The 13,597-nt window shown below is 68.8% G+C and carries 12 protein-coding genes; 1 reads left to right on the top strand and 11 read right to left on the bottom strand.

What is annotated here, in order from left to right:
• Nucleotides 1-2: 2 nt before the first annotated feature.
• The 10 genes from accC to OOT46_RS06230 form a co-directional block, all read right to left on the bottom strand.
• Nucleotides 3-1,352 (bottom strand): acetyl-CoA carboxylase biotin carboxylase subunit, encoded by a 1,350-nt coding sequence (gene accC / locus OOT46_RS06275; RefSeq protein ID WP_265402733.1) that lies wholly within the window; start codon nucleotides 1,350-1,352, stop codon nucleotides 3-5.
• Between the two features lie 94 nt (nucleotides 1,353-1,446).
• Nucleotides 1,447-1,917: an acetyl-CoA carboxylase biotin carboxyl carrier protein gene (gene accB / locus OOT46_RS06270; protein ID WP_265402732.1), complete on the bottom strand. Its 471-nt coding sequence runs from the start codon at nucleotides 1,915-1,917 to the stop codon at nucleotides 1,447-1,449.
• 101 nt (nucleotides 1,918-2,018) lie between these two features.
• Nucleotides 2,019-2,456 carry a type II 3-dehydroquinate dehydratase gene (gene aroQ, locus OOT46_RS06265; protein WP_265402731.1) on the bottom strand — a complete coding sequence of 146 codons (438 nt, stop codon included), beginning with the start codon at nucleotides 2,454-2,456 and terminating at the stop codon, nucleotides 2,019-2,021.
• A 123-nt stretch (nucleotides 2,457-2,579) separates the two neighbouring features.
• The gene (locus tag OOT46_RS06260) at nucleotides 2,580-3,092 is read right to left on the bottom strand and encodes a TlpA family protein disulfide reductase (protein WP_265402730.1); all 513 of its coding nucleotides are present in this window, start codon (nucleotides 3,090-3,092) and stop codon (nucleotides 2,580-2,582) included.
• Nucleotides 3,089-3,694 carry a hypothetical protein gene (locus OOT46_RS06255; RefSeq protein WP_265402729.1) on the bottom strand — a complete coding sequence of 202 codons (606 nt, stop codon included), beginning with the start codon at nucleotides 3,692-3,694 and terminating at the stop codon, nucleotides 3,089-3,091. Before OOT46_RS06255 ends, OOT46_RS06260 begins: the two co-directional genes overlap by 4 nt.
• 62 nt (nucleotides 3,695-3,756) lie before the next feature.
• Nucleotides 3,757-4,530 carry a transglycosylase domain-containing protein gene (locus tag OOT46_RS06250; RefSeq protein WP_265402728.1) on the bottom strand — a complete coding sequence of 258 codons (774 nt, stop codon included), beginning with the start codon at nucleotides 4,528-4,530 and terminating at the stop codon, nucleotides 3,757-3,759.
• A gap of 27 nt (nucleotides 4,531-4,557) precedes the next feature.
• Nucleotides 4,558-5,385 carry a shikimate dehydrogenase gene (aroE, locus tag OOT46_RS06245; protein WP_265402727.1) on the bottom strand — a complete coding sequence of 276 codons (828 nt, stop codon included), beginning with the start codon at nucleotides 5,383-5,385 and terminating at the stop codon, nucleotides 4,558-4,560.
• A gap of 34 nt (nucleotides 5,386-5,419) precedes the next feature.
• Complete coding sequence (locus OOT46_RS06240; RefSeq protein ID WP_265402726.1) at nucleotides 5,420-6,271, bottom strand: energy transducer TonB; 852 nt, start codon at nucleotides 6,269-6,271, stop codon at nucleotides 5,420-5,422.
• Nucleotides 6,271-8,325, bottom strand: coding sequence for a ribonuclease catalytic domain-containing protein (locus OOT46_RS06235; protein ID WP_265402725.1), 2,055 nt, complete (start codon nucleotides 8,323-8,325; stop codon nucleotides 6,271-6,273). Before OOT46_RS06235 ends, OOT46_RS06240 begins: the two co-directional genes overlap by 1 nt.
• Nucleotides 8,326-8,370: 45 nt before the next feature.
• Nucleotides 8,371-8,961 (bottom strand): YqiA/YcfP family alpha/beta fold hydrolase, encoded by a 591-nt coding sequence (locus OOT46_RS06230; RefSeq protein ID WP_265402724.1) that lies wholly within the window; start codon nucleotides 8,959-8,961, stop codon nucleotides 8,371-8,373.
• Between the two features lie 241 nt (nucleotides 8,962-9,202).
• Here OOT46_RS06230 and OOT46_RS06225 point away from each other — a divergent pair, with 241 nt between their 5' ends.
• Complete coding sequence (locus tag OOT46_RS06225) at nucleotides 9,203-11,881, top strand: zinc-dependent metalloprotease (RefSeq protein WP_265402723.1); 2,679 nt, start codon at nucleotides 9,203-9,205, stop codon at nucleotides 11,879-11,881.
• 10 nt (nucleotides 11,882-11,891) lie between these two features.
• Here OOT46_RS06225 and mpl read toward each other — a convergent pair whose 3' ends face one another.
• Nucleotides 11,892-13,238 (bottom strand): UDP-N-acetylmuramate:L-alanyl-gamma-D-glutamyl-meso-diaminopimelate ligase, encoded by a 1,347-nt coding sequence (gene mpl, locus OOT46_RS06220; protein WP_265402722.1) that lies wholly within the window; start codon nucleotides 13,236-13,238, stop codon nucleotides 11,892-11,894.
• Between the last annotated feature and the right edge of the window lie 359 nt (nucleotides 13,239-13,597).

Below are 13,597 nucleotides of genomic sequence, written 5' to 3'. Positions count from 1 at the left end.
CCTCAGCGCTTGTGCTGGCCCAGCCAGCCTTCCAGGTAGTGGATGCTGGTGCCGCCCTCGACGAACTTCGAGTCCACCATCAACTCGCGGTGCAGCGGGATGTTGGTCTGGATGCCTTCGACCAGCGTCTCCGACAGCGCGATGCTCATGCGCGCCAGCGCCTGCTCGCGGGTGTCGCCGTGCACGATCACCTTGCCGATCATCGAGTCGTAGTTGGGCGGCACGAAGTAGTTGGTATAGATGTGCGAGTCGACCCGCACGCCCGGGCCGCCCGGCGCGTGCCACATCGTGATGCGGCCCGGCGAGGGGACGAACTTGTAGGGATCTTCGGCATTGATGCGGCACTCGATCGCGTGGCCGCGCATCGTGATGTGGCGCTGCGCGAAGGGCAGCTTCTCGCCGGCCGCGACGCGGATCTGCATCTGCACGATGTCGATGCCCGTGACCAGTTCCGTCACCGGGTGCTCCACCTGCACCCGCGTGTTCATCTCGATGAAATAGAACTCGCCGTTTTCGTAGAGGAATTCGAAGGTACCGGCGCCACGGTAGCCGATCTTCTTGCAGGCGTCGGCGCAGCGCGCGCCGATCTTCTCGATGATGCGGCGCGGAATGCCGGGGGCCGGGGCCTCCTCGATGATCTTCTGGTGGCGGCGTTGCATCGAGCAGTCGCGCTCGCCCAGGTAGACCGCATTGCGGTGCTGGTCGGCCAGCACCTGGATTTCGACGTGACGCGGGTTCTCGAGGAACTTCTCCATGTACACCGACGGATTGCCGAAAGCCGCGCCCGCCTCGCTGCGGGTGGTCTGCACCGCGTGGATCAGCGCCGCCTCGGTGTGCACGACACGCATGCCGCGGCCGCCGCCGCCGCCAGCGGCCTTGATGATCACCGGGTAGCCGACCGTGCGGGCGATCTTGATGATCTCCTTCGGGTCTTCGGGCAGGGCGCCTTCGGAGCCGGGCACGCAGGGAACGCCGGCCTTGATCATCGCGTTCTTGGCCGAGACCTTGTCGCCCATCAGGCGGATTGACTCGGGCGTCGGCCCGATGAAGGCGAAGCCGCTTTTCTCGACGCGCTCGGCGAAGTCGGCGTTCTCCGACAGGAAGCCGTAGCCGGGGTGGATCGCTTCGGCGTCGGTGACCTCGGCGGCCGAGATGATGGCCGGCATGTTGAGGTAGCTCTGTGCCGAGGGGGCAGGGCCGATGCAGACGGCCTCGTCGGCGAGCTTGACGTACTTGGCGTCGCGATCGGCCTCGGAGTAGACGACGACGGACTTGATGCCCATCTCGCGGCAGGCGCGCTGGATGCGCAGCGCAATCTCGCCGCGGTTGGCAATGAGGATCTTCTTAAACATCTTGATCGGCTCGATGGCCGCGCACGAGGCGCGCGGCGTCATTGGCGCCGCGGAACGCGGCAGGGTGTGGCGACCGCAACGGCACCGGGCGATCTCACTCGATGATGAACAGCGGCTGGCCGTATTCGACGGCCTGGCCGTTCTCGCACAGGATCTTGGTGACCGTGCCGGACTTGTCGGCCTCGATCTCGTTCATGATCTTCATCGCTTCGATGATGCAGATCGGCTCGCCTTCCTTGACCTGCTGGCCGAGCTCGGCGAAGGGCTTCGCGCCCGGGCTGGAGGAGCGGTAGAACGTGCCCACCATCGGCGACTTGACGACGTGGCCGCTCAGCTCGGCCGGGGCCGCGGCGACCACCGGTGCCGACGGCGCGGCGGCGGGCGCGGCGCCGGCCGCCTGCGGGGGCAGCTGGGCGACCGGGGCCGCCATATAGGGGGCCGCGGCAGCGCCGTGGCCGTCGGACTTCACGATGCGCACCTTGCCGTCGGCTTCGGTGATCTCCAGCTCCGAGATGTTCGACTCGGACACCAGATCGATCAAAGTTTTCAGCTTGCGTAAGTCCATGGTGCTCTCCAAGAGCGGCGTGAGCCGCCGATTCAGGCGGAGGCCGGTGCATGGGCCGCCGGCGCTCCTTCATGTTTTTGGGTGGGCGCGATTATCCGCGCCTAGATGTCCAGTCGCTCCAGCGCGTACTCCAGTGCCAGCCGATAGCCGCTCGCTCCGAGCCCGCAGATCACGCCTTCGGCAAGATCCGAGAAGTAGGAGTGGTGGCGGAAGGGCTCGCGCCGGTGCACGTTCGAGAGATGCACTTCCACGAAGGGCAGGGCCGCGGCGGCCAGTGCATCGCGCAGCGCCACGCTGGTGTGCGTGTAGGCCGCCGGGTTGATGATGATGAAGCGGGTTCCGTCCTCGCGAGCGGCATGGACCCGGTCGATCAGCGCACCTTCATGGTTGTGTTGGAAGTGATCCAGCTTGACGCCGCGATCTGCTGCCTTCTTCACCAGATCAGCGTTGATCTGGGCCAGCGTGGTCGAACCATAAACTCCTGGCTCTCGCGTGCCGAGGAGGTTCAGGTTGGGACCGTGCAGGACAAGAATGGACATCGTCAGAGAGGGCCCAAAAGGGCCCTCGAATTGAGAAGCCGTGACTTTACGCGCAAATCGGAGCAAATGTCGAGAAATTGTTTCACAGCCCGAAGGGCTTGCCCGATCGGGCGCTCGGGCTGCTCAAGCGGCGATCTTCGCCCAGCCGGCCAGCTCCTCGTAGCTGGTTTCGCCCACCTTGCGGTGCGCGAGGCGCCCGTCGCGGTCGAAGCCGACCGTGAAAGGCAGCCCGCCCTGGCTGTTGCCCAGGAACCTCGACAACTCGACCCCGGCAAAGCCGGCGATGCCGCTCGGGAAGCTGACCGGCACCTGTTTCAGGAAGGCCTGTACCTTCGGTCCGTTGTCCACCGCGATGCCGACGACTTGCCATCCGCTCGGCCCGAAATCGCGGAAAAAGCGGTCGACCTGCGGCATCTCGCGCACGCAAGGCGCGCACCAGGTCGCCCAGAAGTTGATCAGCAAGGGGCGCCCGCGGTAGTCCTGCATCACCAGTTCGCCGCCGTCGGGTCTGGGCAGGCGCAGCGACCACAGCGGGTGGGCGGGCGCCTCGGGGTGCAGCCGCCGCCAGGCGAGGGCGGCGCCGCCGGCCGCCGCTGCCGTGCCCACTGCGGCCAACAGCAGGCGGCGGCGCTTCATCGGCCGCCTTCCAGCAGGGCCCGCACCGCCTCGGTCGGGCCGCGTTCGGTGCGCCCCTGTGCGTCTGGCTTCAGGGCACCGCGCAGGTCGTCGCGGTCGTAGACCACCAGGTGGATCAGCACCGGGCCGCCCAAATCGGCGTCCCGGTCGGCCAGCGTCAGCACGTCCACGGGGTCGCCTCGAAAACCATTCACGCTGCCCACGTCGTAGTCGACGCGCCGGCCGATCAGCAGGATCTCGGCGGATTTCGGGTCGTCGCAGAAGAGATTGATCCAGACGTCATTGAGCCGGGTCGCGGTGCCACGCCACACCGCGCCGGCCAGGTGGGGCTGGAACTCCGCCAGCCGCTCCATCCAGCGCAGTGCCACACGCCGCAGCGCCGCCAGCTCGGTCGGCTGGGTGTCGGCGCAGAAGATGTCGAGGTAGGCGCGTACTTCGTCCTCGATCGCTTCGTTTCCCGGCAGGTCGATGCTGCCCAGGCCGCGCTTGCTCAGCAGCTTGGCGGCCTTGCGTTTGGCCGGGCCGTATTCCATGCCTTCTTCGACGATCAGGCGCGCAGCCGTCGCGGCGATCTCAGCGGCAAGGGTGGCGTTCGAGGGCATCGGCAGGCTCGCGTCGGGAGGAGCAATGATTCTAGGACCGGGGCAGACGGGGTGCCTGCCGCTCAGGGAAGTTGCACCGCGCGCATGCGGGCCTGTACCGTGGCCGCCCGTCCTGCGACATAGGCCGAGTGCGGGCGCTTCTCGAATCGCTTGGGCGCCGGCAGCATCACCGCCAGCCGGGCGGCCTGCGCCGGCGTGAGCTGGTCGGCCCCGACACGGAAATAGTGCCGTGCCGCGGCCTCGGCGCCGAACACGCCTTCGCCCCACTCGACGTTGTTCAAATAGATCTCCAGGATGCGTTCCTTGCTCAGCAAGGCCTCCAGCGCGAAGGTGAGGGCAAACTCCTGCGCCTTGCGCGCCAGGTTGCGTTCGCCGGAGAGGAAGAGATTCTTGGCCAGCTGCTGCGTGATGGTGGAGCCGCCCACCACCTTGGCCTGGCGCATCTGCACCGGCCGCTCGGGATGGCGCTGCGAGCGCTTCTGCAGGCGCTCGTTGTGCCGCTCGGCGCGCTCCCGGGCCTTGAGGTTGCGGTCGTAGGCCTTTTCCAGCGCCTCCCAGTCCACCCCCTCGTGTTCGGTGAAGCTGGCGTCCTCGGAGGCGATCACTGCCCGCTTGAGGTGGGGCGAGATCTCGTTGTAGGAGCGCCACTCCTGCCGCCAGGGAAGTGTGCCCTGGCTGGTGGCGATGCGCCAGACCTCGGCGCGCTGGAAGGTGGTGGACTGCGGGTCGATCACCAGCATCAGGGCGACTCGCAATACGAAGTAGAGCTGCAGGGCGATGCCCGAAAGCACGCACAGCGCCAGCCAGCGCCCCGCGATCGACAGCACGCGTTTCATCAAGCTCGCGGACTCCCCGTCACGGCCTCAGCCCTGCTCGGTCCGCAGGGCGGCGAGCACCGGGGCTGTGTCCGGACGCACGCCGCGCCAGACCGCGAAGGCCTCGGCCGCCTGCTCGACCAGCATGCCCAAGCCGTCTCGCCCGGTCGCGCCGTGGGCTTCGGCCCAGTCGAGAAATCCGCGTGCGGCGGGGCCGTACATCATGTCGTAGGCCAGCGCGCCGGGCGCCAGCACGCGAGCCGGCACCGGCACCGCCGCGCCGGCCAGGCTGCTCGCCGAGGCGTTGATCACCAGCTGATGGCCCTCGCCGCAGTGATCGAGCCCGGCGGCCTGTAGCTCGACGCCCGCCGACCTGGCCAGTGCGGCATGCTGCTGCACCAGCGCCTCGGCTTTTGCCACGGTGCGGTTGGCGAGCACGAGGCGGCGCGGCCGCGCCTCCAGCAGCGGCCCCAGCACGCCGGCCGCGGCCCCGCCGGCGCCGATCAGCAGCAGCTGCCGCCCGGCCAGCTCGAAGCCGGCGTTGTGCTGCAGGTCGCGCACCAGGCCGGCGCCGTCGGTGTTGTCGGCATACCACTGCTCACCCTCGAAGCTCAGCAGGTTGGCCGCCCCGGCGAGGCTGGCGCGCTCGCTGCGGCGACCGGCGGCGGCGAAGGCTTCGAACTTGAAGGGCACCGTGATGTTGCAGCCGCGCGCACCACCGGCCGCGAACTCGCGCACGGCCGGCAGGAAGCCGTCGAGCGGCACCAGCAGCCGGTCGTAGCTCAGGCGCTCGCCGGTCTGCGCGGCGAAGCGGGCGTGGATGTAAGGTGACTTGCTGTGCTCGACGGGATGGCCGACGACGGCGTAGCGGTCCATGGTCTGGGGGACGGTTCTTGTGAAGGGCGGGGCTTCAGTTGGTGGTCAGCGTGGTCTCGAGCGACGCTTCGCGCGTGAAGCGGAAGCGCGACACGACCACGATCTGGTCGGCTTTGGCGCGCATGCCGGCCGAGAAGGGGCCGAAGGGGGCGGCCGCCTCGACGATCGCGATGGCGCGGCGGTCCAGCATCGGCGAGTCGGAGTGCTGCACGATCTCGGTGTCGACCACACGGCCGTTGGCGTCCACCGTGACGATCATGGTCAGCTCGCCATAGAGCTTGCGGCCCTGGTGCTCGGGGAAGTTGCGGGTGCCGCGGTCCTCGATCCTGCGGCGCAGCTGGTCGTAGTAGACCGCGTAGACCTCCTCGCGCGTGCTCGGGCTGATGTAGCGGCGCTTGGGGCGGGCGTTTTCCTCGTTGATGCGCTTCTCGATCTCGGCCAGCATGCGCAGCAGCTGGCGGCGCCTTTCCTCCTGAGCCTTGTTCGCGGGCGTGCCGGCGTCGCGCTGCGGATCGGGCGGCGGCAGCGCGGCGAGGTCGCGCTTGACCTGGGTCAGCAGGCGGTTCTGCTGCTCCTGCAGCTGCTCGATCTGCTTGCTCGTGTCCTCCATCGCGTCGCCCACGGCCTGCAGTTCGGACGGCGGCAGCGGCGAGGTGGCGCGGCCCTTCTCGGCCTCGCCGCCACCGGACAGGTTGGCCTGGGCGATGGCCTGGGCCTTGACCGGCGCCTCGTTGGAACGCGCATTGACCAGCACCACTTCCAGCGGCGTGTCCTCAAAGAGCCGGTTGAAACCTTCCGGGTCCACGAAACGCATCGTCCCGAGGACGAGGTGCAGGCCGACCGAGATGGCCAGCGCGATGTGCAGGGTCGAGAAATTCTTCAGCATCAGGCAGCAGGGGCGGGAGCGGAGCCGGCGTTATTGTCGCCTTGTTGAGCCTCGGCCTCGTTGACGTCGATCGCCAGGGCCAGCGGGCCGGCTGCCGGCTCCAGTTCGTCGGCCTCTTCCTCCGTCGCGGCATCGGCCGGGGCGCTGTCGTCCAGACGTTCGGTGACAGTGGCGAAGACGTCCAGCGTCAGCTCGTCGACCGAGGCGATGCGCACCCGCACGCGGGCGCCCCGCGCCAGGCGCTCGGCGCCGGTGGCGCGGAACACCAGCGGCAGACTCTCGGCACGCACCAGGCCCTCCTTGAGCACGCTGGCGTCCAGCTCGCGGATGTCGTTCTGCTCCAGGTAGCGCAAGGTCCAGTAGCGCTCGATGCCAGATTGGAAGTCGTTGTAGGCCGAATAGGCCGCGTCAAAGCCCGAGATCACCGAGAACAGCTCGGCGTCCTTGGGCTTGAAGGGGGCGGCCAGCGCTGCGGTGCGGCCATGCCGGGCGCAGGCGATGATCTGCCACTGGTTGACCAGGTCGACATAACGGCGCAGCGGCGAGGTGGCCCAGGTGTACTGCTTCACACCCATGCCGGCATGCGGCATCGGCTTGGTGCCCATGCGCACCTTCACCCCCGGCAGCAGGCTGGCCTGGCCGCGGTAGATGCCCGGCACGCCCAGCTCGCCGAGCCAGCCGCCCCAGGTGCTGTTGGCCAGGATCATCGCTTCGGCGACGATCAGGTCGAGCGGCTCGCCGCGCTTGCGGATGCCGATCTGCACGATCTCGGCGCCGGTCGGCTCGGCCTCGCCGTTGCCCTGCAGCTTGAAGCTGAAGTCGGGCCGCGTGAAGGTCTCGGGCTTGCCGCGCACGATTTCGCGCTGCGCCTTCAAATGGCGCGCCAGCCGCCACGCGAAACGCAGTTCGGTGGCGAAGGGGAAGTCCGCCGGGTCCTGGTCTTCCAGCGCGGCCTGGGTGACGACATCGCCGAGCCGGTCATGGCGCAGGTTGGCCACGATCGGCACCCGCTCCAGCCGGGTTTCGCTGCCCTTCACCTCCAGGGTCGCCTCGTCCATCGTGACGTAGAGCGAGACGGCGGGGCAGTCGCGGCCTTCCTGCAGCGTGTAGGTCTGCACCACCTCGTCCGGCAGCATGGTCAGCTTGTAGCCTGGCATGTAGACGGTGGAATAGCGCGTACGCGCCACCTGGTCCAGCGGGCTGCCGGGCGCGATCGCCAGGCCCGGCGCGGCGATGTGGATGCCGAACACCACCGTACCGCTGCCCAGACCGGTGACCGACAGCGCGTCGTCGATCTCGGTGGTGGCCGAGTCGTCGATGCTGAAGGCCTGCACCGCCGCGGTCGGCAGATCGTCCTTGATCGCGGGGGCGGCCAGGGCCGGGAAGCCGTAACCCTTGGGGAAGTGCTCGAACAGGAAACGTCGCCAGTGGAACTGGTAAGGGCTGTCGATCGCGCCGGCGCGAGTCAGGAGGTCCAGCGGCGCGGCCTGCGAGCGCTGCGCCGCCTCGACCACGGCCTTGTACTCGAGGGCGTTCTTGTCGGGCTTGAAGAGGATGCGGAAGAGCTGCTCGCGGATCGGTGCGGGGCAGGTGCCGGCGCTCAGCTCGGCGGCCCAGGCCTCGATCTGCGCCTGTTGCTGCTTCTTGCGCTCGATGCCGAGCAGCGCGGCCTTCACGGTCTCCTCGGGCGCCTTCTTGAAGCGGCCCTTGCCGACGCGGCGGAAATAGTGCGGGGCCTCGAACAGGCGCAGCAGCGCGGCAACCTGATGCACCACCGTGGCCTGGGCGTCGAAATAGTCGCGCGCGATGTCGGCAAAGCCGAATTCCTCGGCGGGCGCGAACTCCCAGGCCAGGTCCAGGTCGATTTCGGCCGCAAGCGGCTGCGCCTGGGCCAGCAACTGGGCGGGCTGGGGCTGCTCGAAGCGGAGCAGCACATGGGCGGACTTGACTTTGACGCGCTTGCCGGAGTCGAGCTCGACTTGCATCGAGCTGTCGGCCTCCGACATGACGCGGCCGGCGAGGAATTTTCCGGCTTCTTCAAATAGGGCGAACATGGAGACATTGTCACCCGAGTCGCGCGCCGTCCCGCGTGCAGGGCCTCAGCCCAGCCCGAGAAAAGCGAACACCGCGTCGATGTGGGCCGGGAAGTCCGACAGGGCGTGGTCGCTGCCGTCGATGACGCGCTGCGGCGCGCCCCGGTAGCGGGCCGCCATCTCGCGCCAGTCGAGCAATTCGTCACCCTTGGCAATGACGGCGAAGTAGCGCTCCAGCCGGGTCAGCCGCCCCGGCGTGAGGGCACGCAGTTCATCGACGTATTCCGGACGGAAGTAGAAGCGTTCCTCGCTGTGCCAGGCGCGCTGCTCCCCGATGTGGCGCGCCAGGTCACGCGCCGGGTCGACGGCCGGGTTGAGCACCACCGCGGGGCAGCCGAGCCGTTCGGCAAGCACGGTGGCATAAAAACCGCCCAGCGAGCTGCCGAGGATCGCGCTGCGCTCGAGCGGCCAGTCGGCCAGCCTGGCGAGCAGCTCGCGCACCGCCTGCGCCGGTGACGGCGGCAGCTGCGGGCAGTGCCAGTGCAGCGTCTGGCCCGAGGCTTGCAAGCGCTCGACGCGGGCAGCGACCTGGCCCGCCTTGGTTGACAGGGGCGAGGAGCGGAAGCCGTGCAGGTAGAGCAGATGGGTGGGCGTCACGGTGCGGCTTTTGTCACGCTGAGGGGCGACCCGCGTCCCTCGTTCGGGGGGGTGGCCGGGTAAGCCCGGAACAAGGGGGGAAAGGCCGCAGTCTAGCGGGCTTGCGGTTCGTGGTCTTCCGCACGCACCCGGCGCCGGCGTGTGATCGGGGGTTCTAGGGATGTGTTGCGCCGCGGACGGATTTCTATACTGACTCGTCATGGGTGGGCTTCGGCCACCGGGTTGTGAGAGGGTCTGGAACGTGAACGAGAAATTGATGCGCTGGCCGCTGCGCGTGGGGCTGCTCGCCCTGCTGAGCCTTGGGGGCTGCGCCACCATGACGGTGCCGCCCGCGCCCCAGCCGGGGGCCGTGCACCCGCCCGCTCCGGCCGAGACGGCGGCCGCCACCCGCCCGGTCGCCCCCTCGCCGATGCGCACCGACAACTCGGGGCTGCGCGCCTTCTCGGACGTGATCCGCGGCGCCACGGCGAGCGAGGGTTACTTCCCGCTTTGGCGCAAGGACGACAAGGTCTGGCTCGAGATCCCCGAGTCCCGCCTGAACCAGCCCTTCCTGCTGTCCGTCAACGTGCACAGCTCGGTGGGCGAGCGTGGTCTCTACGCCAGCCAGATGGGCGACAGCTGGGTCGCCAGCTTCCGCCGCGTGGGCAACCAGATGCAGCTGCTGGCGCGCAACACCGCTTACCGCGCCGAGGGCAACCAGCCTTTGGCGCGGGCCCTCGCTCAGGGTTTCTCCGACAGCCTGCTCGGCGCCACGCCGGTTGTCAGCGCCGAGCACTCGGAGCGTCGCTCGGTGCTGGTCGACGCGAGCTTCCTGCTCGGCGACATTTCGGGCTATTCCTCGCGCATCGAGTCGGCCTTCCGCACCTCCTACAGCTTCGACCGGGCCAATTCCTTCTTCGAGCAGAGCTGGGTCAGCGCCGATGCGACGACGCTCAATGTGCGCATGCATTTCTCCACGCCGCGGCTGCCCGGCGGCGGCGCCACGCCGCCGTCCACCACACCGGACGCACGCAGCTTTTTCGTCGGCTTCGTCTACAACTTCACGCGCCTGCCCGAGACACCCATGCGCCCGCGCCTGGCCGACCCGCGCCTGGGCCATTTCACCGACGCCTACACCGACGTCTCGACCGACCTGAAGTCCAATCCGCGGGTGCATCACATCAACCGCTGGCGGCTCGAGAAGAAGGACCCGACGGCTGCGCTCTCGGAGCCGACGACGCCTATCGTGTACTGGCTCGACAAGAACATCCCGCAGCGCTACCGCGCCTCGGTCGAAGCCGGCGTGCTGGAGTGGAACAAGGCCTTCGAGCGCATCGGCTTCAAGAACGCGATCGTCGTGAAGCAACAGCCTGACGATGCCGACTGGGACACGCTGGACAGCCGCCATGCCTCGATTCGCTGGTATGTCGGCGCCGATGCCGGCTTCGCCCGCGGCCCCCACCATTCCGACCCGCGTACCGGCGAGATCCTGGACGCCGACATCTCGATGGCCGATGTCTTCAGCCGCAGCGCGCGCCGCTTTATCGTGGAGGAGAAGGGCCATGCGGTGGCGTCGCGCCAGGAGCCGGCTGCCGGGGCCGCGCATCGCCACGAGGAACGCCACGAGGACTGCAACTACGCGCTCGAGAACGCCGCCGAGATGGACTTCGTGATGGACACGCTGGAAGCCCGCGGCGAGCTGAGCCCGGACAGCCCCGAGGCCGAGGCCTTCGTCCAGTCGGTCATCAAGGACACGATCATGCACGAGGTCGGCCACACGCTCGGACTCAAGCACAACTTCAAGGCCTCGACGACCGTCAGGCGCTCCTTGCTCGGTGACAGCCGCTACACGCGTGAGCACGGCGTGTCGGGTTCCGTGATGGACTACAACGCCTTCAACCTCGCGCTCAAGGGCGAGCAGCAAGGCGCCTACAACAACAACAGCCTCGGCCCCTACGACTACTGGGCCATTGAATACGCCTACAAGCCGCTCGCCCCCGAGCAGGAGGCTGGCGAGCTGGCCCGCATCGCTGCGCGCAGCACCGAGCCGGCGCTGGCCTATGCCGACGACTACGACGCCGGCGGTTTCGCCGGCTTCGAGGGCATCGACCCGCTGGCCAACCGCTTCGACCTCGGCGATGACCCGCTGGCCTATGCCGAGAAGCGCCTCAAGCTCTCGCAGGAGCTGTGGCAGCGCACCCAGAGTGTGGTGCCACAGGGCGAGGGCGACCCGCTGCTGCAGCGGCGCCTGCTGATGAGTGGTTTCCGCCAGCTCAACCGCACCACCGAGCTGGCCAGCAAGTACATCGGTGGCATGGTGCAGGTGCGTGACCTGCCCGGCACGACCAAACGCCGCACCTACACGCCGGTCGACCCGGCCAAGCAGCGCCAGGCGCTGCAGCTGCTGGCGCGCGGCATCTTCAGCGCCGACAGCTTCCGCTTCCGGCCCGAGTTCCTCAGCAGCCTGCCGCCTGACTACCTCGACCGCGACAGCGTCGGGCCGGTGAGCGTGCCCAATGCGGTGCTGAACGTGCAGAGCGCGGCACTGGAGCGCCTGCTGAGCCCGGGTGTCGCGACCCGCCTGCTCGACCTGCCGCACTATGTCGGTCCGGCGGCCAAACACGTCATCTCGCTGCAGGAGGTCTACCGCACCCTGCAGGACGCGGTGTGGAGCGAAACGCGCCGCGGCGGCGAGATCGACCGGGTGCGCCGCAACCTGCAGCGCGAGCACCTCAAGCGGGTCGTGACGCTGCTGACGCGCGGCTCGGCCAGCCTGCCGGCCGACGCGCTGAGCCTGATGCGCCTGAACGCCGCCGAGCTGCAGCAGCAGCTGCGCACCGCGGCCGCCAACCGCCGCCTCTCGGTGGAATCGCAGGCGCATCTGCAGGACAGCCTCGCGATGCTCAGCGAGGCCCTGCGCGCGACGATGACACGCGGCTGAGCGGGTTCTTTCAGGAGCGGGCGGCGAGCGCCTTCAGCAGGCGCTCGTGCACGCCGCCGAAACTGCCGTTGCTCATGCACAGCAGGTGATCGCCCGGTCGCGCGGCCGCCACCACCCGCTGTACCAGCGCGTCGATGCTGTCGTCGACAAAAGCTTTGGCGCCCATCGGCGCGAGCGCCTCGGCCGCGTCCCAGCCCAGCCCGCCGCTGTGGCAGAACGCCAGGTCGCACTGCTCCAGCGACCAGGGCAGCTGCGACTTCATCGTGCCCAGCTTCATCGTGTTCGAGCGCGGCTCGAAGATCGCCAGGATGCGTTCGGCCCCGACCTTGCGGCGCAGGCCGTCGACGGTGGTGCGGATCGCGGTGGGGTGGTGCGCGAAGTCGTCGTAGACCCGCACGCCGGCGGCTTCGCCGCGCAGCTCCAGGCGCCGGCGCACATTGCCGAAGGCGGCCAGTGCACGCGCCGACTCCTCGGGTGTCACGCCGATATGGTCGGCCGCCGCGATCGCGGCCAGCGCATTGAGCTGGTTGTGCTCGCCCAGCAGGGACCACTCCACCCGCGCGACCTTCTGACCGGCCTTCAGCACGTCGAAGGCGTGCGGCTCGCCGGCCGCGTTCCAACCCGCGGCGACGCCGAAACTCGCGGTCTCGCTCCAGCAGCCGCGCCCCAGCACGCGCTGCAGGCTCTCCTCGCGCCCGTTGACGACCAGTCGGCCCGAGGCCGGCACGGTGCGCACCAGGTGGTGGAACTGCTTCTCGATCGCTGCGAGGTCCTCGAAGATGTCGGCGTGGTCGAACTCCAGGTTGTTCAGCACGGCGGTGCGTGGCCGGTAGTGCACGAACTTGCTGCGTTTGTCGAAAAACGCCGTGTCGTATTCGTCTGCCTCGATCACAAAAGGCGCGCCGTGCCCCAAGCGCGCCGACACCCCGAAGTTGTGCGGCACGCCGCCGACCAGAAATCCCGGCTGACGACCCGCGTGCTCCAGGATCCAGGCCAGCATCGAGGTGGTGGTCGTCTTGCCGTGCGTGCCTGCGACGGCCATCACGTGGCGGCCCTGCAGCACCTGTTCCGCCAGCCATTGCGGGCCGCTCGTGTAGCGGGCGCCGCTCTCGAGCAGCGCCTCCATCAGCGGGTTGCCCCGCGACACGACGTTGCCGACCACCCAGGCATCGGGCTGGAGCTTCAGCTGTTCGGGCCCGTAACCCTCGATCAGCTCGATGCCCAGCGCGCGCAGCTGATCGCTCATCGGCGGGTAGACGCCCGCATCGCAGCCGGTGACTTGGTGGCCCGCCTCGCGGGCCAGTGCGGCGAGGCCCCCCATGAAGGTGCCGCAGATGCCGAGGATGTGAATGTGCATCGCCGGATTCTAGAAGCGTCGCGCGGCCAAGCTGTGCGCGGCTCGTTTCACGGGTCCGGTGGCGCGGCGTGCAGCTCGGGTTAACCCTTGTTCTGACGGCTGCCGCCCAAGGACAGCGACCACGGGTTCAGCCAGGTGATCGCGTGCCATGCGATCGAACCCGGGGAGGCCGGGCGCCTGGCGCACTGAGGGCTGAGGCAGGCTGTCATGCAGGTGCTGTGGGCGCCGGGCCGACCCTCGGCCGGCTCACAATGATCTTGTTGCTTTGCGACAGGAACGCGTCGATGGCGTTGTCCCAGGCGTCAAGGCGGGTCGTGACGCGTGCCAGGGCCAGCCGGCCTTGCTAAGGGCACGGCCAC

This window comes from Aquabacterium sp. A7-Y (genome assembly GCF_026153205.1).
Lineage (GTDB): Bacteria > Pseudomonadota > Gammaproteobacteria > Burkholderiales > Burkholderiaceae_C > Caldimonas.
Note: the sequence above shows the minus strand (reverse complement) of the source record. Positions and strands in the feature narration are given on the sequence as shown.

What these genes read in the sequence shown, in the direction of transcription:
- accC (WP_265402733.1), bottom strand. Translation starts at nt 1,352, where the DNA reads ATGTTTAAGAAGATCCTCATTGCCAACCGCGGCGAGATTGCGCTGCGC.
- accB (WP_265402732.1), bottom strand. Translation starts at nt 1,917, where the DNA reads ATGGACTTACGCAAGCTGAAAACTTTGATCGATCTGGTGTCCGAGTCG.
- aroQ (WP_265402731.1), bottom strand. Translation starts at nt 2,456, where the DNA reads ATGTCCATTCTTGTCCTGCACGGTCCCAACCTGAACCTCCTCGGCACG.
- OOT46_RS06260 (WP_265402730.1), bottom strand. Translation starts at nt 3,092, where the DNA reads ATGAAGCGCCGCCGCCTGCTGTTGGCCGCAGTGGGCACGGCAGCGGCG.
- OOT46_RS06255 (WP_265402729.1), bottom strand. Translation starts at nt 3,694, where the DNA reads ATGCCCTCGAACGCCACCCTTGCCGCTGAGATCGCCGCGACGGCTGCG.
- OOT46_RS06250 (WP_265402728.1), bottom strand. Translation starts at nt 4,530, where the DNA reads ATGAAACGCGTGCTGTCGATCGCGGGGCGCTGGCTGGCGCTGTGCGTG.
- aroE (WP_265402727.1), bottom strand. Translation starts at nt 5,385, where the DNA reads ATGGACCGCTACGCCGTCGTCGGCCATCCCGTCGAGCACAGCAAGTCA.
- OOT46_RS06240 (WP_265402726.1), bottom strand. Translation starts at nt 6,271, where the DNA reads ATGCTGAAGAATTTCTCGACCCTGCACATCGCGCTGGCCATCTCGGTC.
- OOT46_RS06235 (WP_265402725.1), bottom strand. Translation starts at nt 8,325, where the DNA reads ATGTTCGCCCTATTTGAAGAAGCCGGAAAATTCCTCGCCGGCCGCGTC.
- mpl (WP_265402722.1), bottom strand. Translation starts at nt 13,238, where the DNA reads ATGCACATTCACATCCTCGGCATCTGCGGCACCTTCATGGGGGGCCTC.